We start from the raw sequence: 16487 nt of genomic DNA on the forward strand, positions 1-16487 counted from the left end.
ATTCACGCGCGCGCCATCCCCGCCAGCATCGCGCCAAGGGCCACAAGGTGGATCAGCATGATCGCCCGGTCGTTCCAGAGCAGCCCGACGACCAGCCAGCCGAGAACCCCGACGACGAAGAGGTAGAGATTCCACGGCGTCCAGCCGAAGGCAGTGCCGGCATAGCCAAGGATCTGGATGACAGAGGCCGCCCATTTCACGACGAAGGCTGCGCGGACACGGCCCGGCAGGTTGACCGCTTCAAACGCCACGCGTCAGCCCCCCGTCGATCCGCCAGTTCTGCCCGGTGACATAGCCGCCATCTTCGGAGGCGAGCCAGCCGATCAGCGACGAGACCTCGTCCTCGCGCCCGTAACGGCCCAGAGGAATGCGCGCGCGCCGGTCTTCGGTCTCGGGCAGGCTGTCGATGAAGCCGGGCAGCACGTTGTTCATGCGGATGTTCTGTGCCGCGTATTTATCGGCGTAAAGCTTGGCGAAACCGGCGAGTCCGGCCCGGAAGATGCCTGACGTCGGGAACAGCGGATCGGGCTCGAAGGCGGCGAAGGTCGAGATGTTGATGATCGCTCCGCCACCCTGCGCCTCCATGATCGGCGTGACCAGCCTTGTGGGGCGGATCACGTTCATCAGGTAGACGTCGAGCCCCGCGTGCCAGTCTTCGTCCGTGATCTCGAGGATGTCGCCCTTGGGCCCGTGCCCCGCCGAGTTCACCAGCACGTCGATCCGCCCCCAGCGATCCATAGCACCGTCAACCAGTCGCGTCAGATCCTCGACCGATCGGTTGGAGCCGGTGACGCCGAAGCCGCCGAGCTCCTGCCCCAAGGCCTCGCCCTTGCCCGAGGAGGACAGCACCCCGACCTTGAAGCCATCGGCTGCCAGCCGCCGCGCCGCTCCGGCGCCCATGCCGCTGCCGCCCGCCGTGATCAAAGCTACTTTTTCTATTGCCATGTCTATCTTCTCCGCGTCTTTCCCGTGGCGCCTGTTTCGCCTATGCGTGTTCAAATACGGAGGAGAGACGCATGCGACCAGCCAAGCGCAGCTGTCGCGTGGGTGTAGGAGAACTATCGTGACGAGCGAAGCCAATCTGCCGTCCCTGAACGGCCTGCGCGCCTTCTCGGCAGCCGGCAGGCATCTGTCCTTCCGCGCAGCGGCGGAGGAACTGGGCGTGACGCAGGGCGCCGTGGCGCAGCAGGTGCGTGGGCTTGAGGACCATCTCGGCCTGCGCCTGTTCCTGCGCGAGCCGCGGGGGCTCAGTTTCACAGAGGAAGGGCGGAGCTACCATGCCGCGGTCTCCCGGGCCTTCTCTCAGCTCATGGACGCGACCGGCGCACTCCTGGACACGCCCTCGCGCGTGACGATCAGCGTGACCCCGACCTTTGCCTCGAAATGGCTTATCCCGAGGCTCGCGGAATTCACCGAGGCCCATCCGGGGATCGACCTCCGGATCACCGCGACCGAGCGGGTCATGAGCTTCCATGCCGACGGCATCGACATCGCGGTGCGGCAGGGACGCCCGCCGTTCGGGGCAAGCCTGCGTGCCGAGCTGCTGTTCCCGCAAGAGATCATCGCAGTGTGCTCGCCACATTTGGTGGCACCGGAAGGCCCCGTCGACGCGGCCGCGCTGTCCCGGCTGACCCTGCTGCACGATGCGCATGATCTTTGGCCGCAGTTCCTTGGTATGGCATTCGGAACCGTCCCGACGCTGCCACGCGGGCTGCAATTCAGCCAAACGACTCTGAGCCTTGACGCAGCCTTGGCCGGTCAGGGTGTTGCCCTGGCCAGCCGCTTCCTCGTGCAGCGTGACCTTGATGCGGGTCGTCTGGTGCGTGCCGTCCAAGCCGCACTGGAGGGCGGTCAGGACTTCCATGCCCTCCTGCCCCGTCAGGGCGCATCCGAGGCTGCAATTCGGGTGATGGAGTGGCTAAAAAGCAAGGCGCGTGAGGAACTTCGGGAGGGGTGATGCCCCGGCTACTTCATTCGCTCCATTCCGAACGATTGCCCAGGTTCCCGATCAGAAAGTCCATAAATACGCGGGTCTTCGGGGTCAGCACGTTGGTGCGGGGATAGATCAGCCACAGCACCGATCGGTCGTTCATCTTCCACTCCGGCAGGATGCGGACCAGGCGGCCCCTCGCGATCTCGCCGGCCACGTTCCAGAGCGAGTTCATCGACAGACCGGCCCCCGCCAGCGTCGCCTCGCGCTGCGCGTCGCCGTCGTCGAGGATCGTCCGGCAGGTCATGCTTGCCGGGTCCAGCAGAGCCGTCTCGCGCTGCGCGTTCACGAGCTCACGCGGCTCCAGATTGCCCCAGGCGATGAGGTCGTGGCCGGACAGATCTGTTGGCGTCTGCGGCATGCCGCGCCTGTCGAGGTAGGCCGGAGCGGCACAGAGGATGCGGGTGTCGTCGGCAAGCTTACGGCCCTTCAGGCTGCTGTCCGTCAACGGCCCGCTCCGCAGGGCGAGGTCGAAACTACCCTCGATCGCGTCGAAGCGCGTGTCGGACAGGCGCAGGTCGAGGGTGAGGTCGGGGTATTCCTCATGAAACTCGGGCAGGAGAGGCATGATGTGCAACTGTGCGAAGCTGCTCGGGGCGGCGAAGCGCAGGGTGCCCTTGGGGCCGGCCCCTGTCCCGCCGAGCGCGGCGCGGCCCGCATCGGCCTGGGCGAGAATCTCGCGGGCGTAGGGCAGAAAATCCGCACCGTCGAGCGAGAGCGAGACCTTGCGCGTGGTCCGCCGCAGCAGCTCGACCCCGAGCTCCTGCTCGAGCTTGGCAAGCCGGGCGCTGGCCACCGCAGGCGCAAGGCCCAGCTCGCGCCCCGCGGCAGAGATATTCAGCCGGTCGGCCGCCATGACGAAGAGGCGCAGGCTGTCGGTATCCACGGCGATTATATCCGAAATCCGAAAGAACAAATCCGATATGCCCGGATTTATTGCAGCATCGCAAGGTATAGCTTTGACCGACCGGCCAAGCCTGACGAGGAGAGAAACTGTGAAGGACGCTGTGCAACAAACTGGCTTCGCCCCGCTGAACCGGGCCTATAGCGCGACCTTCCAGCCAGAGCGGCTCAGCATCGGCCTTGTCGCCCCGCTGGAGGCGCATGGCAACGATCCCGTGCCCGACATGACCCGCCATATCGAGCGGGCGCGGCTGGCCGACACCTTGGGCTTCTCGGCGCTCTGGCTGCGGGACGTTCCGTTCAATGTGCCGTCCTTCGGGGATGCGGGGCAGGTCTTCGATCCCTTCGTCTACCTCGGCGCATTGGCCGGCGCGACGCAGCATATCGCGTTGGGGGTGGCAAGCATCGTCCTGCCCCTGCGCCACCCGGCGCATGTGGCCAAGGCGGCGGCCTCGGCCGATGTGCTCTCGGACGGGCGGTTGCTGCTTGGCGTGGCCTCGGGCGACCGGCCGGACGAATACCCGGCCCTCGGCATGAGCTTCGAAGATCGCGGCGAAAGGTTCCGCGACAGCGTGGATTACATCAGGACCATGGCCGAGCCTTACCCGCGGGCCGAGACCGCGCAGGGCGCGCTCTCGGGCGGGATCGACATGCTGCCCAAACCCGCGGCCGGGCGTCTGCCCCTGCTGATCACCGGCGGCAGCCAGCAGGCGCCCGACTGGGTGGCGAGCAACGGCGACGGATGGATGACCTACCCGCGCGATGCCGCCGCGCAGCGCCGGGTCGTGGGCGCCTATCGCGCGCGGATCGCCGAGGCGGGGCTGCCGGACAAGCCGGTGATGCAATCGCTCTACGTCGACCTCGTCGCGCAGAAGGATGCGGCGCCCACCCCGATCCACCTCGGCTTCCGCTCTGGCACCGACCACCTGCACCGCTACCTCGAGGAGATCCGCGCCCTCGGCATCAACCACGTCGCCCTGAACCTGCGGTTCAACGGGGCGGATATCGAAGACACCATGAAGCGGCTGGCGGATGAGATCCTGCCGCGCTTCCACCCGTAAGGAGACGACATGCCCAAGACGATCCTGATCACCGGCGCCACGGACGGCATCGGCCTCTTGACGGCCAAGACGCTCGCAGCTGAGGGGCACCAGGTGCTGCTGCATGGCCGGAGCGCCGACAAGCTGGAAGCCGCTGCGGCGGAGGTCGGCGGCAATCCGGAGACCTACCGCGCCGATCTGTCGGACCTTTCCGCGGCGGCCTCCTTTGCGGAGGAGGTTCGCGCGCGGCATGACCGGCTGGACGTGATGATCAACAACGCGGGCGTGCTGAAGGCGCCTCAGACCCGGACGGAGGCCGGGCTGGACCTGCGCTTCGTCGTCAACACGCTGGCGCCTTATGTGCTGACGCAGGAGCTGCTGCCGATCCTGGCGAAGGACGGCCGGGTGGTGAACCTCTCCTCCGCGGCGCAGGCCCCAGTGGACTTGGCCGCGCTACGGGGCGAGCGAAGCCTCGGTGACATGGACGCCTATGCGCAAAGCAAGCTCGCCATCACGATCTGGACGCAGGAACTGGCGCGGGCGCACCCCGAGGGACCGGTCTTCGTCGCCGTGAACCCGGGCTCGCTGCTGGCTTCGAAGATGGTCAAGGAGGGTTTTGGCGTCGCGGGCAACGATCTGTCCATCGGTGCCGATATCCTGACCCGCGCGGCCCTGTCGGAGGAGTTCGCGGGGGCCTCGGGCCGCTACTTCGACAACGACAGCGGCCGCTTTGCCCCGCCCAACGGGGCGACAAGCGACCCTGACCACGTGGCCGAGGTGATGGCCGCGATCCGCGCACTGACCGACACGGCGGCCGGGACGGCAAGATAGGAGTCGGAGATCGCGGCAGGGTCAGTGTATCATCGCGGAAAAATAGATGTTCTTGGCCATCAGGTTGTAGATCGCGTCGAAACAGACGCCGAAAAAGTCGACGAACATCAGCGCCACCACGGGGCGCATTCCGCCCTTAGCGGCGCCGATGAAGGCAGTCTCAAAGATCGGCGTGTCGCGAATGCGCTCGGGGCCGAATTCGTTCAGCAGCCCGCGGGTGTTGCCATAGACCCCGCCAGGGCGGCGATGTCCTGCTCATGACGAAGACGCTGGGATCTTGCCGCATTTCCTGCGCGGTGGCCTCGGCCATGGCGCGGGCGATGGTCAGTTTTCTCTCGTTGGATTTGGTCATCTTATCTCCTCCCTTCAGGCTGCGAAAACGGCGGTCAGCGCGTCTTCCGGGGCCGGGTCCGCGCTGTCGCGGGCAAACTTGATCGCTTTCTCGACGCGGGCCTCTGCCTCGGCCTCGATGGCGGCGAGCTCCTCCTCGCTCGCGGCTCCGTCCTTCAACAGGCGGGCGCGCATGGCGGGGATCGGGTCCTTCTCGAATAGCCCGTCCTTCTCGCCCTCGGGGCGGTAACCCTCCGCGTCGCCCATGAAGTGACCGGCGAGCCGGTAGGTCTCCACCTCGATCAGCGAGGATCGGGGGCTACGGCGCCCCGCCCATCGACTTCAGGTCCGAGGAGATCAAGGCCTACGTGCAAAGCCACACCGACAGCGCGGGCTTCGATGCGGTTTTCGACACGGTCGGCGGGGCGAACCTGACCAACTCCTTCGCAGCCGCGGCGCTGAACGCACATGTGGTCACGACGGTCGCGCTGTCGGAGATCGACCTCGCCCCCGCCCACTTCAAGGGCCTGTCGCTGCACATTGTCTTCATGCTGCTGCCAATGCTGCACGTCGTCCGGCGCGTGGTGCACGGGCAGATCCTCGCGGACCTCGCCAAGCTGGTGGACGACGGCGTCGTGAAGCCGCTGCTGGACGCGCCCGACTTCGCGCTGACACAGATCGGCGACGCTTATGCCAGGCTGCAAAGCGGTCAAGCAAGCGGCAAGGTGGTCGTAGAGGTCTGACGCGTAAATGGTGGTTGGGCGACATAACGCCCGATCCATCAGTAGGCTAGCTCAAACATCGATCACGTCGGCAGATCTGCCATTCGCTGCGACTGGAAAAGGCGTCGGCTTAGGGCCGTCCTCGACGAGCAACGCTGTGCCGCGCTTGCGACCTAAAACGCCGACGCTTCGGTCGGTCTGGGCTCTGCCCGGGACTTCGCCGCGCCGAGCATGAACCCGCTCCGACATCATGCGGCTCCCCCTTCATGGGGCGACGAAGCGTCCTGCGGCGTAGGAGCCGCTTGAAAAACCGGCATCCGGAACACATCATCAGGGCAAGCGAGGACGACCTCGCCCGGCCAGACGGTCAGCTCGCGGGACGGCCCGAGCTACAATCGGAGCCAACCCATGCGCAGCACCGCAGACCGTATTCGCCAGGCCATCAGCTTCGAGCTCATCGGCATCCTGATCGTCACGCCGCTCTTCGCCTGGGCCTTTGACCACCCGATGGGCGACATGGGCGTGCTGGTCGTGCTGGGCGCCACGGCTGCGACGGCCTGGAACTACCTCTTCAACCTCGGGTTCGATCACGCGCTTCATCGGCTACGAGGGGATGTGCGCAAGACGCTGCCGCTGCGCGTCGTCCATGCGATGCTTTTCGAGGCCACGCTCCTGATGCTGCTCCTGCCGCTCTTCGCGTGGTGGCTCGATGTCTCTCTGGTTGCTGCGCTGTTGATGGAGGTCTCGTTCGCCGCCTTCTACATGGTCTACGCCTTCGTCTTCACCTGGGGTTACGATACCCTGTTCCCGCCGCGCCAAGCCGGGCGAGTATCCGCATGACGGAGGACGAGGGCGAAACCGGCGGAAGCAGCGCCCCCTGCTTCGCTCACCTTCTTGTCGACGGGCAACCGGTCGATGCGGAGACGGCGCGGGATGTGTCGCGGTTCAGGCGTGCCGAGCGGGCGCGGCTCGTCGCGGCGCGCGCCCTCTCATCCGAGGAGCGCGACAGGGCGACGGCGGCACTGATCGAAGGACTTGACCGGATCGTCACCCTCGAGGCAGGCATGAACGTTGCCGCCTATTGGCCGATCCGGGGCGAGCCGGACCTGCGTCCCTGGATGGAGCGCGCGGATGCGGCCGGCGCCCGGGTTCTGCTGCCGGTCGTCGTCGAGGAAAACGAACCGCTCGAGTTTCATACCTGGAGGCCGGGATGTCGCATGACCCGCGGCTTCTGGAACATCCTGGTGCCGGCCGACGGGGAAAGGCATGCGCCCGACCTTGTCATCGCGCCGCTCGTCGGCGTCGACGATGAGCTCTACCGCCTCGGCAATGGCGGCGGATACTATGACCGCACGCTGGCACAGCTCGCGCCGCGTCCGCGCGTCATCGGTGTCGGGTTCTCCGGCTGCCATCTGCCCTCCATCTACCCGATGCCCTGGGACGTGCCGATGAGCGAGCTGCTCTTGTCGGACGGGACGCACAAGAAGCGATGACCCCGGCGCGCGCCCCGTTCGGATCGCGGAAAACACCAGTGGCAACACAGCGCCAATGCCGCGACCACGGAATAAAGCGCCTCTCGTGCCCTATGCGACGCGCCTGCTCGAGTCGCGCCCCCCGCCGGCAGACTGTTTGCCGACACAGAAGGCCGCCAGCATGGTCGCTCAGACCGCCTTTGCCTGATTCACCCGCTTCGACAGCGCCTTGTGGCTTTCGACCCGCTCGGAATAGCGGTCGACGAGAGCATCCTTGATGTCACGTGTCAGCAGAGTGAACTTCACAAGTTCCTCCATCACATCGACGATGCGGTTGTAATAGGGAGAGGGTTTCATCCGCCCGTCCTCGTCGAACTCGTCCCAGGCCTTGGCGACGGAGGATTGGTTGGAGATCGTCAGAAGCCGCATCCAGCGGCCGAGGATCCGCAGTTGATTGACCGTGTTGAATGATTGCGAACCACCACAGACCTGCATCACCGCCAGCGTCTTGCCCTGCGTCGGCCGAACGCCCCCCAGCGACAGCGGAATCCAGTCGATCTGACTTTTCATGAGCCCGGTCATGGCGCCATGACGTTCCGGAGATGACCAAACCATGCCCTCGCACCAGTTCACCAGATCGCGCAACTCGGCGACCTTGGGATGATCTTCCGGTTCGGCATCGGGAGCGGGCAGACCGTGAGGGTCGAAGATCACCACCTCGGCCCCGAAGCGGGTCAGGATACGCCCGGCCTCTTCAGCGGCGAACCGCGAGAAGCTGCGGGCGCGCAGTGAACCGTAAAGGATCAAGATGCGCGGCGCGTGGGTGCTTATGTCGGCAGGAAACAGCGCCTCGGGATCGATCGGCGCAAAAGCGTCTTCCGAGAGTTGCGCGGGGCTGGTCATGGGCGGGCTCCGTTTTCATCAATCACCATCTGTCCGTCCTCCTTGAACAGCGGCCCGGGCGGCAGCTGACCGAGCAGGTCGAACACGGCCTCTGATGGACGGCAGAGGCGGGTGCCCTTTGCCGTGCAGACAATCGGGCGGTTCACAAGAACGGGATGGGCGAGCATCGCGTCGATGAGCGCGTCCTCGGAAACGTCCTCTTCCAGAAGACCGAGCTCTCGGGCCGGGGATTTCGTCTCTCGCAGAGCTGCGCGCGGGGTGAGGCCTGCGGCTGCGAAGAGTGCCAGGAGCTGCGGCCGGGTCCAGCCTTCCTTCAGATACTCGATGACCACCGGTTCGACCCCGCTTGCCCGCAGGAAGGCCAGCACGTTGCGCGAGGTTCCGCAGTCAGGATTGTGATGGATGACGATCATCGCTCAGGCTCCGTGCTCGGCGCCGGGAAAGCGCGCCCGGGTCCGGTTGGCGAAGGCGACCAGGGACAGCATGACCGGCACTTCGACCAGCACCCCCACCACCGTGGCGAGCGCAGCGCCGGAGTTCAGTCCGAACAGGCTGATGGCGACGGCCACCGCAAGTTCGAAGAAGTTCGAGGTGCCGATCATCGCGCAGGGCGCGGCGATGCGATGGGGCACCCTGAGAAGCCAGGCCGCACCGTAGGCGAGCGCGAAGATGCCGTAGCTCTGGATCAGGATCGGCACGGCGATCAGGGCGATAATTCCAGGTCGCGAGAGGATCGTCTCGCCCTGGAGGCCGAAAAGGATTGCCACCGTTGCGACGAGACCGATCATCGAGACCGGCTTGATGCGGGCGGTGAAGGCGGAGACGGCCGCCTCCGTCCCCAGTGCGCGGCGGGTGAGCAGCCCCGCAAGCAATGGCAGGACGACGTAGAGCACGGTGGCCAGGACCAGCGTCTCCCATGGCACGGCGATCTCGGTCACCCCGAGCAGCAACGCCACGATCGGCGCGAAGGCCACCACCATGATGAGGTCGTTGACCGAGACCTGCACCAGCGTATAGGTGGCGTCGCCCCGCGTGAGCTGGCTCCAGACGAAGACCATCGCCGTACAGGGCGCCGCGCCGAGCAGGATCAGCCCCGCGATATACTGCGCGGCGTCCTCGGGCGCGATCCACGGCGCGAAGATGTGCTCGAAGAACAGCACCGCGAGCAACGCCATGGTGAAGGGCTTGATCAGCCAGTTCACAACGAGCGTGACCAGCAGGCCCTTGGGCTGCCGTGCGACGCCGGCGACGGCGCCGAAATCGACGCCGACCATCATCGGGTAGACCATCGCCCAGATCAGCACCGCGACCACGAGGTTGATCGAGGCGACTTCGGCGGCGGCGATGGCATCGACAGCACCCGGCACCAGGCTGCCGATGGCGATGCCGACCACCATGGCAAGCGCGACCCAGAGGCTCAACAGGCGTTCGAAGCGGCCCATCGTCGGCGGGGCTGAGGTATCTGACATGAAGGGTCTCCGAAACAGTGCTGCGTCATAAATTCGTCATTTCGCGTATTCGCGAAGTGACGCTTGGGTAGGCCGAAGACTCGCGCCTTGTCAACACTCCTCATTTCGCGTAATCACGAAATATGGACCAAAGCTATGCCATCGACGCATTTGGCGCCCTTGCCCACGACACACGCTTGCAGATTTTCCGCCTCCTGGTGCAGCGCGGGCCGGCGGGCACGCCAGCGATGGAGGTCGGCCGGCTCCTCGACCTGAAGCCGTCGACCTTGTCCGGTCATCTCGCGACCTTGAAACGGGCCGGCTTGGTTCAGGCCGAGCGGCAGCACCGCGAGGTGCTGTATGCGCCCCGGCTCCAAACGGTGAACGGGCTGGTGCGCTTCTTGCTCGAGGATTGCTGTGGCGGTGACGAGGCCGCCTGCGCCGGGCTCGCCCCACCCCCGGCATGAGCGGGGAGCGGATCACCTGTCGGTGTTTGGTTCATTGCGCTGCCACCTGAGCGTTCCCGCGCGCGATCCGGGCGAAAACTCGGGGTGGCGCGCGCCGAAGTCAGGAGATAATGAAGGTCCATCCCTGAAAGGCGCGCGGCGACCGACCGGAGCCGCCGCGTGGATCAGGGACCGGATTTATCCGCTCGCCGACCTGATCGGGTGCACGCCCATGTCGAGACCGCCTACAAACCCGGCAATGTCGTCGTGGTGTGATAGGCTCGCACGAAGGCCGGCCCCGGAACCGCCAATTCTATCGGAGATATTATCATGAATATGAACTACTTCGTCGTCGGAACGAACGACATGCGTGCATCCCGCGCCTTTTACGACGCATTTTTCGAAGGCGCGGGTCTACAGAGCATGTCGCCCTCGGACCGCATGACCTATTGGCTTGGAGAGAATTTTGCCTTCGCGGTTGCGATACCCTTCGACGAAAAGCCGGCGACCAACGGGAACGGCACGATGGTGGGCTTTTGCGTTGGCAGAGACGATGTCGAAAGGATGCACCGTCTGGCGCTGGAGCTTGGTGGCACCTGCGAAGGTGCCCCCGGTCAGCGCGGACCGAAATTCTCGGCCTACGTGAGAGACCTCGACGGCAACAAGCTGTGCCTGTCCGACTGAGTATCCCCACTCCTGGTCGAACGGGTCCGGCCCCCATTCGCGGATTGTGTTCTTGGGACGAAGACGACGTGAACCGATAGGAACCCCATGCCTCGGCTGAATACCAAGATCTGTATCGTCACCGGTGCCGCGCGCGGCATCGGTGCCGCCATCGCGCGGGCCTTCGCCCGCGAGGGCGCAACCGTCCTCGTGACCGACAAGGACAAAGGCGGCGCCGCCGATATCGCCCGCGAGATCGGCGGAGAGGCGATGCGCCTCGACGTGGCCTCGGAACCGGACTGGGCGGCGCTGGCCGAGGCCTGGCCGGAATGCGACGTGCTGGTGAACAACGCCGGCGTCACCGGCTTCGAAGCGAATTCGCGCCCCCACGACCCCGAGACCGCCAGCCTGGAGGACTGGCGCGCGGTCCATGCGGTCAATCTCGACGGGACCTTCCTGGAATGCCGCTACGGGATCCGCGCGATGCGGCCCCGCGGCGCGGGATCGATCATCAACATCTCGTCCCGCTCGGGCCTTGTGGGCATACCGGCCGCGGCGGCCTATGCTTCGTCCAAGGCCGCCGTGCGGAACCACACGAAGTCGGTCGCGCTCTATTGCGCCGAACAGGGCCTCAACATCCGCTGCAACTCGATCCACCCCGCCGCCGTCCTGACGCCCATGTGGGAGCCGATGCTGGGCACCGGCCCGGACCGCGAAGCGCGCATGGCGGCCTTTGTCGCGGACACCCCGCTGCGCCGGTTCGGTGATCCAGACGAGGTCGCCGCCCTCGCCGTCATGCTGGCCTCGGACGAGGCGGCCTACATGAGCGGCGCCGAACTCAATATCGACGGCGGTTTGCTGGCCGGATCGGCGGCGGCGCCGAAGAGGGAGTGACATGCTGCCGACCTCGGGTATGTCGCGAACAGGCCGATCCGGGAAAGCCGGGCCGCGGCTATGGATTTCACCGTGAAATCAGGACCGTCCCGGCATGGCATGGCGCCCGAACCGCGCATGTGCCGCACCGCGTCCGAGGTCGGCGTCGCGCCCTTTCTGCCTCTGGATTGACGAACGGACACATGGACGATAGCCATGTGGCCATGGAAAACATTACGACCATCGCAATGACCTGGTGGCTGGCCTCCTGACAGGGTGGCCGGATGACCAAAGGTATTCCGAGGCCGCCGCATGGGCGGCCTTTTGTTTTCCAAGCTTCCCGATGCGCTGCCTCTCGTTTCATGAGAAGACGCAAATGAATAGACCAACCATTCTGACAGGCGATCGCACCACGGGGCCGCTTCACATCGGGCACTATGCGGGCTCGCTTGCGAACCGGCTGCGGTATCAGGACAGCCACGACCAATTCCTTCTGCTGGCGGATACCCAGGCTCTGACCGACAACGCGCATGATCCTGAGAAAGTGCGGCGCAGCGTGATCGAGGTCGCGCTCGACTACCTGGCCGTGGGCATTGATCCCGGTCGCACGACCATCTGCCTGCAATCGCATCTTCCGGCGCTGGCCGAACTCTCGATGCTCTACCTGAACTTTGTCACGGTCGCGCGGCTCGAGCGGAACCCGACTATCAAGGATGAAATCCGCGCGCGAGGGTTCGGGCGCGATATTCCCGCAGGATTCCTCTGCTATCCGGCGGCGCAGGCGGCGGACATCACGGCCTTCAGGGCGACTGTCGTTCCGGTCGGCGAGGATCAGGCCCCGTTGATCGAGCAGACGAACGAGATCGTGCGGCGCATCAATGCGATGACAGATCGCGCCGTGCTGCCCGAGGCGCGGGCGATCATCCCCAGGACGGGTCGGCTGCCCGGGATCGACGGCAAGGCCAAGATGTCGAAATCCGGTGGCAACGCCATTGCGCTGTCAGCGTCGCCGGAAACGATCCGGAACGCCGTCAGGGCGATGTTCACCGATCCGAACCACCTGCGTGTCGAGGACCCGGGCCGCATCGAGGGCAACGTCGTCTTCACCTATCTCGACGCCTTCGATCCCCACCCGGGCGGGCTTGCCGAACTCAAGGCTCGGTATCAACGCGGCGGGCTTGGCGATAGCAAGATCAAGGCGCGCCTGGAGGCCATCCTTCAGGAGCTTCTCGCCCCGATTCGCGCGCGTAGGGCACAGCTCTCCGAGGACCGCGGATACGTTCTTGACGTGATCAGAGATGGCACGGAACGGGCGCGAGAGCGCACCGAGGCGACACGGCGGGATGTCGTCAATGCCTTGGGACTGTTCCAGTTGTAGGCGACCAGGGGCGGGCAAACCGGGTTAAGGCCCCTTCCGTCTGCGGTGCCGAGCTCAATGATCAGGATGATGCGGTTGTGGCCAAAGCCTGAAAGGCCGGCTGCGACCGCAGCATTCGTGACCCGTGCTCCGCGAAAGAAGGGCTGTTTGCTTGTCCTGCAGCCCGGGATCATGCCTCACCGAAAAAGCCCTGCGCTTGCCGGACCTGGTCGGATCGGCCCAGCCGGATGCTGCCCCAGAGGTTCCCGGCAATGCCGTTGTTGGAGAGGATCACGCAAGCCTCGGCCCGGTCTGGACAGATGTAGAGGGCGCAGCTCGACCCCGCCGTGCCGCCATTGTGAAACAGGAACCGGGGCCCGTCCGCATCGGGGGCCATGGACAGCCAGCCCGCGCATTGCGCCGCTGTCTCCATACTGCCGCCGCGGCCCAGGCCGAGGACGGGTATCGCCGACCGGCGGATCGCGCGATCCAGCGCGGTCTGCGGCGCGTCCAGCGCGCGCATCACGCTTGTGGCGAAGCGCGCGAGATCTTGTGCCGAAGACCGCAGGCATCCCGCCGCTGCAAGGGCGTCGAACGTCCAGGCCGGTGCGGGCCGTCCGCCGGGATACCGCGGCTGCGCGAAACGTCTCTGCCGCTCCTCGTCCAGATGATGCCTCGTGTCCGTCAGCCCCAGCGGTCCCGTGACCCTTTCGGCCAACAGGTCGACGAAGGGCACGCCCTCCCGCATCGCCATCGCCTCCCCCAGCAGGCCGAGCCCGAGGTTCGAATAGGCGTGGCGCGGGTGCAGCCCGGGCGCGCGACCGCGCCACCCGTCCAGCCAGACCAGCAGGTCGGAGCGGGAGAACCCCGCGTAGGGTCCGTCCGGCCAGGCGCGCAGCATCGCCTTCCAGATGGGCATGTAGAAATCGGGCAGGCCGCTGGTGTGGGTCACCAGGCGCTCCGGCGTGATCCAGTCCGGCACGTGCGCAAGCTCGTCCGCCATGTGCCGGAGCGGCGCGCGGGGATCGACCTTGTCCTCCTCGACCAGAAGGCACAGCAGGACGGCCGCGAACACCTTGGTGATCGACCCGATCTCGAAGATCGTCTCTGCCACGGCGGTCGCGGGAGGCGGGGCGCCCGCGACCAGGAACCGGTGGTCAGCGCCCCGGATGGCGGCCCCGACGACCCTGTGCCGGGGGCTGGCGTAGGTCTGCATCATGGCCCGCAGCCGGGCGTCTTTCGCATCAATGGTCACGGGACCTCGCGCGGCTTCGCGGGGGAATGGCGGGTGCGGCACGGCGCGGGCCCCTCTCACCGGTCCCCTGCCCCCGGCCCGGGCGGCGCGGCGAGAAAGGACTTGATCACGGCGAGCGTGGCCTCGGGCTGGTCCCAGACGGTGTCGTGGCCCGCGCTCTCGATCACCTCCATCCGCGCGTCGGGGAACATCGCCGCGTGGCGGGCCTGAAGCGGCGCGCCGGTCCAGTCGTTGCATCCGCCGGCCAAGATCAGGACGGGACCGGCGTAGGAAAGACCGAGTGTCATGGCGTCGAGCGCAGGGGTCGGATCGCGCCAGAAGCTGTCGCTCGCGTGGCTGCCAAAGCGCCATGCGGGGGCGTCGTAGGCCTGCCCCGGGCAATGGTAGGGGTTCGCCGGATGGTTGGCGAAGGCATGCACGACGGTCTGGACGATGCTGTCCCGCGCAGCCTCCGCATCCCCGGTGACAGCCCGGGCGCGAAACCCGGCCAGCAGACCGGCCCAGATCACGCGCGGGCTGCGGGACAGCGCGGCGCGGCGCGTCTCGAACGCGGCAAGACCTTCCGCGTCGAGAAATCCCGGCTCGATCAGAACGGCACGGGAGATCGCATCGGGCCGGTGGCCGAGGTAGGCTGTCGCCAGCATCGCGCCCCAGGAATGGCCGATCAGCACGACCGAACCCCCGCCGTGCGCCGCGATCAGCGTATCGAGATCGGCCAGGTGATCCGCCACGCGCAGCCGGTCCTCCGCCACCCGCTCCGACAGGCCCGCACCGCGCTGGTCGTAGAACAGAACGCGGCGGGTGTCGCTCAGCCCCTCCAGCGCCAGCAGCGAGCGATGATCGCCCCCCGGCCCGCCATGCAGAACGACGACGAGCGGCGCGTCCTCCGCTCCGGTGACGCGGCCATGCAGCAGGACGCCCTCCCCGTGGAGCCGGGACAGGACCGCATCGCCCGTCACCGTCACCGGCACCTGCGGCGGTACCCGCGTGGCCCAGAGAAGCCAGGCGAAAGCGAGGGCGAAGAGACAGAGAAGAGTGGCGATCAAAGCGAACATGCGGTGCAGCATAGGGGTTGTCCTGACGTAATGTCTTGCGACAATCTGCCGGCGCCGGTTCGGCGAGGGCATGACCGGGCGCACCAAGATATTGACCCGGGGAGACTGCCGCATGCCCGATCAGACCATGGCCGCCGGTTTCGCGGCCGCGTTCCTTGCCTACGCGGTGGTCGAAGGGGCGCCCCGCGACGGCCTGCTGGCGGCCTGCGCGCTGACCGAGGATGACCTGACGGATCAGGACAGGCGCATCCCGGTCGCCTCCTACGAGGCGCTCATCGCCGCCGGGATAAAGGCGACGGGCGACACCTCGTTGCTTCTTCGTCATGTGCTGGAGAGCCAACTGGAGACGATGTCGATCGTCGGCCAGATCGTTCATGCCTCCGCTTCCTTCCCGCACAGCCTGGTCCAGCTGAACCGCTATGCCCGGCTCATGGCCGATGTGCCGATCCCCGGCGGGAGGGACCGGTTCGAACTGGTCCGCGAGGGCGAGGCGGTCTGGCTGGTCGACCACCGCCCCAGTGACGGCACCTGGATGGCGACGGAGGCGAGTTTCGCGCGATTCATTTCCGAATTTCGCCGTTCCGCCCCCGAACACCCGTTCGAGCAGGCGTTGGAGGTGACCTACGCGCCGCCGCCGCATGCCAATCGCTACCCGGAACTCTTCGGCGTACCGGTCAGTTTCCGGACCACGCGCAACGCGCTCCGGATCAATCCCGTCTGGCTCGACGAGACGTTTGACGGCGGCAAGGACTACGTCTTCGGCGTCTTCACGCGCCACGCCGACAGCCTGATGGAGGACCTCGCGACCAACGACACCGTGCGTTCGGCCGTGGAGGCGCATATACTTGCCGACCTGCACGAAGGCACGCTGTCGATGGACCGTATCGCCCGCGATCTCGGCATGAGCAGACAGACGCTCTACCGGCGCCTGAAGGACGAAGGCGTTTCGTTCGCGCAGGTCCATGACGACCTTCGGCGGCGAATGGCGATGGACTACCTGAACGCACGCAAGGTCTCGGTCGGAGAGACGGCCTACCTTCTGGGCTTCTCCGAGGCCTCGGCTTTCGTGAGGGCGTTCAGGCGCTGGACGGGCGTCAGCCCGACCGCCTGGCTCGGCAATTGATACCCGGGGTCAATACGCTGGCCCCTGCGGTCATGCCGCCACCCGGCGCGGAGGTATAGGTCCTCTCTCGACAAGT

At 66.4% G+C, this 16487-nt stretch carries 22 protein-coding genes; 11 read left to right on the top strand and 11 right to left on the bottom strand.

The genetic code is table 11. The features are described from left to right. Positions 1 to 2: 2 nt before the first annotated feature. On the bottom strand, positions 3 to 251 hold the full coding sequence (locus tag OB2597_RS12160; protein WP_009805868.1) for a DUF6552 family protein: 249 nt from the start codon (positions 249 to 251) through the stop codon (positions 3 to 5). Beyond that, entirely contained in the window at positions 241 to 945 is a 705-nt protein-coding gene (locus tag OB2597_RS12165) for an SDR family oxidoreductase (RefSeq protein ID WP_040609303.1), read from the bottom strand. The genes OB2597_RS12160 and OB2597_RS12165 overlap by 11 nt, the downstream gene beginning before the upstream one ends. A gap of 118 nt (positions 946 to 1063) precedes the next feature. Between OB2597_RS12165 and OB2597_RS12170 the strand changes: the two genes are divergently transcribed. Beyond that, a complete protein-coding gene (locus tag OB2597_RS12170; RefSeq protein ID WP_009805870.1) occupies positions 1064 to 1957 on the top strand; it encodes a LysR substrate-binding domain-containing protein in 894 nt (297 codons plus the stop codon). Positions 1958 to 1970: 13 nt separating this feature from the next. Here OB2597_RS12170 and OB2597_RS12175 read toward each other — a convergent pair whose 3' ends face one another. Then, positions 1971 to 2876: a LysR family transcriptional regulator gene (locus OB2597_RS12175; RefSeq protein WP_040609740.1), complete on the bottom strand. Its 906-nt coding sequence runs from the start codon at positions 2874 to 2876 to the stop codon at positions 1971 to 1973. Positions 2877 to 2985: 109 nt separating this feature from the next. Here OB2597_RS12175 and OB2597_RS12180 point away from each other — a divergent pair, with 109 nt between their 5' ends. Continuing rightward, positions 2986 to 3954 carry an LLM class oxidoreductase gene (locus OB2597_RS12180; RefSeq protein WP_050759235.1) on the top strand — a complete coding sequence of 323 codons (969 nt, stop codon included), beginning with the start codon at positions 2986 to 2988 and terminating at the stop codon, positions 3952 to 3954. Positions 3955 to 3963: 9 nt separating this feature from the next. Further along, positions 3964 to 4764, top strand: coding sequence for an SDR family NAD(P)-dependent oxidoreductase (locus tag OB2597_RS12185; RefSeq protein WP_009805873.1), 801 nt, complete (start codon positions 3964 to 3966; stop codon positions 4762 to 4764). A gap of 21 nt (positions 4765 to 4785) precedes the next feature. Here OB2597_RS12185 and OB2597_RS22545 read toward each other — a convergent pair whose 3' ends face one another. Genes OB2597_RS22545 through OB2597_RS12190 form a run of 3 tightly spaced genes read right to left on the bottom strand, consistent with a single transcriptional unit; the run spans position 4786 to position 5400 of the window. Continuing rightward, entirely contained in the window at positions 4786 to 4974 is a 189-nt protein-coding gene (locus tag OB2597_RS22545; RefSeq protein ID WP_322786320.1) for a hypothetical protein, read from the bottom strand. Then, positions 4925 to 5116, bottom strand: a complete 192-nt coding sequence (locus OB2597_RS22550) for a hypothetical protein (RefSeq protein ID WP_238529718.1) — start codon at positions 5114 to 5116, stop codon at positions 4925 to 4927. Before OB2597_RS22550 ends, OB2597_RS22545 begins: the two co-directional genes overlap by 50 nt. Positions 5117 to 5130: 14 nt before the next feature. Beyond that, positions 5131 to 5400 (bottom strand): thiamine pyrophosphate-dependent enzyme, encoded by a 270-nt coding sequence (locus OB2597_RS12190; protein ID WP_084658768.1) that lies wholly within the window; start codon positions 5398 to 5400, stop codon positions 5131 to 5133. 29 nt (positions 5401 to 5429) lie between these two features. Here OB2597_RS12190 and OB2597_RS12195 point away from each other — a divergent pair, with 29 nt between their 5' ends. The 3 genes from OB2597_RS12195 to OB2597_RS12205 all read left to right on the top strand — a co-directional run bounded on the left by OB2597_RS12195 (position 5430) and on the right by OB2597_RS12205 (position 7309). Beyond that, complete coding sequence (locus OB2597_RS12195; protein ID WP_322786321.1) at positions 5430 to 5837, top strand: zinc-binding dehydrogenase; 408 nt, start codon at positions 5430 to 5432, stop codon at positions 5835 to 5837. Between the two features lie 387 nt (positions 5838 to 6224). Continuing rightward, positions 6225 to 6656, top strand: coding sequence for a PACE efflux transporter (locus tag OB2597_RS12200; RefSeq protein ID WP_009805877.1), 432 nt, complete (start codon positions 6225 to 6227; stop codon positions 6654 to 6656). Further along, positions 6653 to 7309: a 5-formyltetrahydrofolate cyclo-ligase gene (locus OB2597_RS12205; RefSeq protein WP_009805878.1), complete on the top strand. Its 657-nt coding sequence runs from the start codon at positions 6653 to 6655 to the stop codon at positions 7307 to 7309. Before OB2597_RS12200 ends, OB2597_RS12205 begins: the two co-directional genes overlap by 4 nt. 168 nt (positions 7310 to 7477) lie before the next feature. On the opposite strand, the gene arsH is transcribed toward OB2597_RS12205, so the two are convergent. From arsH to arsB, 3 genes are read right to left on the bottom strand one after another with little or no spacing between them, the layout of a single operon-like run. Continuing rightward, the gene (arsH, locus tag OB2597_RS12210; RefSeq protein WP_009805879.1) at positions 7478 to 8191 is read right to left on the bottom strand and encodes an arsenical resistance protein ArsH; all 714 of its coding nucleotides are present in this window, start codon (positions 8189 to 8191) and stop codon (positions 7478 to 7480) included. Beyond that, positions 8188 to 8604 (bottom strand): arsenate reductase (glutaredoxin), encoded by a 417-nt coding sequence (arsC, locus tag OB2597_RS12215; protein WP_009805880.1) that lies wholly within the window; start codon positions 8602 to 8604, stop codon positions 8188 to 8190. Before arsC ends, arsH begins: the two co-directional genes overlap by 4 nt. 3 nt (positions 8605 to 8607) lie before the next feature. Then, positions 8608 to 9660: an ACR3 family arsenite efflux transporter gene (gene arsB, locus OB2597_RS12220; RefSeq protein WP_040609304.1), complete on the bottom strand. Its 1053-nt coding sequence runs from the start codon at positions 9658 to 9660 to the stop codon at positions 8608 to 8610. Between the two features lie 122 nt (positions 9661 to 9782). Between arsB and OB2597_RS12225 the strand changes: the two genes are divergently transcribed. The 4 genes from OB2597_RS12225 to trpS all read left to right on the top strand — a co-directional run bounded on the left by OB2597_RS12225 (position 9783) and on the right by trpS (position 12999). Beyond that, the gene (locus OB2597_RS12225) at positions 9783 to 10106 is read left to right on the top strand and encodes an ArsR/SmtB family transcription factor (protein ID WP_009805882.1); all 324 of its coding nucleotides are present in this window, start codon (positions 9783 to 9785) and stop codon (positions 10104 to 10106) included. Positions 10107 to 10415: 309 nt separating this feature from the next. Further along, entirely contained in the window at positions 10416 to 10769 is a 354-nt protein-coding gene (locus OB2597_RS12230) for a VOC family protein (protein ID WP_009805883.1), read from the top strand. Positions 10770 to 10856: 87 nt separating this feature from the next. Then, positions 10857 to 11642: an SDR family oxidoreductase gene (locus OB2597_RS12235; protein ID WP_009805884.1), complete on the top strand. Its 786-nt coding sequence runs from the start codon at positions 10857 to 10859 to the stop codon at positions 11640 to 11642. A 355-nt stretch (positions 11643 to 11997) separates the two neighbouring features. After that, the gene (gene trpS / locus OB2597_RS12240) at positions 11998 to 12999 is read left to right on the top strand and encodes a tryptophan--tRNA ligase (protein WP_009805886.1); all 1002 of its coding nucleotides are present in this window, start codon (positions 11998 to 12000) and stop codon (positions 12997 to 12999) included. Positions 13000 to 13168: 169 nt separating this feature from the next. Here trpS and OB2597_RS12245 read toward each other — a convergent pair whose 3' ends face one another. Both OB2597_RS12245 and OB2597_RS20985 read right to left on the bottom strand, forming a co-directional pair. Then, a complete protein-coding gene (locus OB2597_RS12245; RefSeq protein WP_148234726.1) occupies positions 13169 to 14233 on the bottom strand; it encodes a serine hydrolase domain-containing protein in 1065 nt (354 codons plus the stop codon). Between the two features lie 56 nt (positions 14234 to 14289). Further along, entirely contained in the window at positions 14290 to 15300 is a 1011-nt protein-coding gene (locus OB2597_RS20985; RefSeq protein WP_009805888.1) for an alpha/beta fold hydrolase, read from the bottom strand. 100 nt (positions 15301 to 15400) lie between these two features. On the opposite strand from OB2597_RS20985, the gene OB2597_RS12255 reads away from it, so the two are divergent. Then, complete coding sequence (locus OB2597_RS12255) at positions 15401 to 16411, top strand: AraC family transcriptional regulator (protein ID WP_009805889.1); 1011 nt, start codon at positions 15401 to 15403, stop codon at positions 16409 to 16411. Positions 16412 to 16487: the final 76 nt, after the last annotated feature.

The organism is Pseudooceanicola batsensis HTCC2597 (assembly GCF_000152725.1).
GTDB classification, from domain to species: domain Bacteria; phylum Pseudomonadota; class Alphaproteobacteria; order Rhodobacterales; family Rhodobacteraceae; genus Pseudooceanicola; species Pseudooceanicola batsensis.

Bases quoted from the DNA above. Each gene is read 5' to 3' on its own strand.
- OB2597_RS12255 (WP_009805889.1), top strand. From the start codon at position 15,401: ATGCCCGATCAGACCATGGCCGCCGGTTTCGCGGCCGCGTTCCTTGCC.
- OB2597_RS12185 (WP_009805873.1), top strand. From the start codon at position 3,964: ATGCCCAAGACGATCCTGATCACCGGCGCCACGGACGGCATCGGCCTC.
- OB2597_RS12225 (WP_009805882.1), top strand. From the start codon at position 9,783: ATGGACCAAAGCTATGCCATCGACGCATTTGGCGCCCTTGCCCACGAC.
- OB2597_RS12205 (WP_009805878.1), top strand. From the start codon at position 6,653: ATGACGGAGGACGAGGGCGAAACCGGCGGAAGCAGCGCCCCCTGCTTC.
- OB2597_RS20985 (WP_009805888.1), bottom strand. From the start codon at position 15,300: ATGCTGCACCGCATGTTCGCTTTGATCGCCACTCTTCTCTGTCTCTTC.
- OB2597_RS12165 (WP_040609303.1), bottom strand. From the start codon at position 945: ATGGCAATAGAAAAAGTAGCTTTGATCACGGCGGGCGGCAGCGGCATG.
- OB2597_RS12235 (WP_009805884.1), top strand. From the start codon at position 10,857: ATGCCTCGGCTGAATACCAAGATCTGTATCGTCACCGGTGCCGCGCGC.
- arsB (WP_040609304.1), bottom strand. From the start codon at position 9,660: ATGTCAGATACCTCAGCCCCGCCGACGATGGGCCGCTTCGAACGCCTG.
- OB2597_RS12230 (WP_009805883.1), top strand. From the start codon at position 10,416: ATGAATATGAACTACTTCGTCGTCGGAACGAACGACATGCGTGCATCC.
- arsH (WP_009805879.1), bottom strand. From the start codon at position 8,191: ATGACCAGCCCCGCGCAACTCTCGGAAGACGCTTTTGCGCCGATCGAT.
- arsC (WP_009805880.1), bottom strand. From the start codon at position 8,604: ATGATCGTCATCCATCACAATCCTGACTGCGGAACCTCGCGCAACGTG.
- OB2597_RS12200 (WP_009805877.1), top strand. From the start codon at position 6,225: ATGCGCAGCACCGCAGACCGTATTCGCCAGGCCATCAGCTTCGAGCTC.
- OB2597_RS22550 (WP_238529718.1), bottom strand. From the start codon at position 5,116: ATGACCAAATCCAACGAGAGAAAACTGACCATCGCCCGCGCCATGGCC.
- trpS (WP_009805886.1), top strand. From the start codon at position 11,998: ATGAATAGACCAACCATTCTGACAGGCGATCGCACCACGGGGCCGCTT.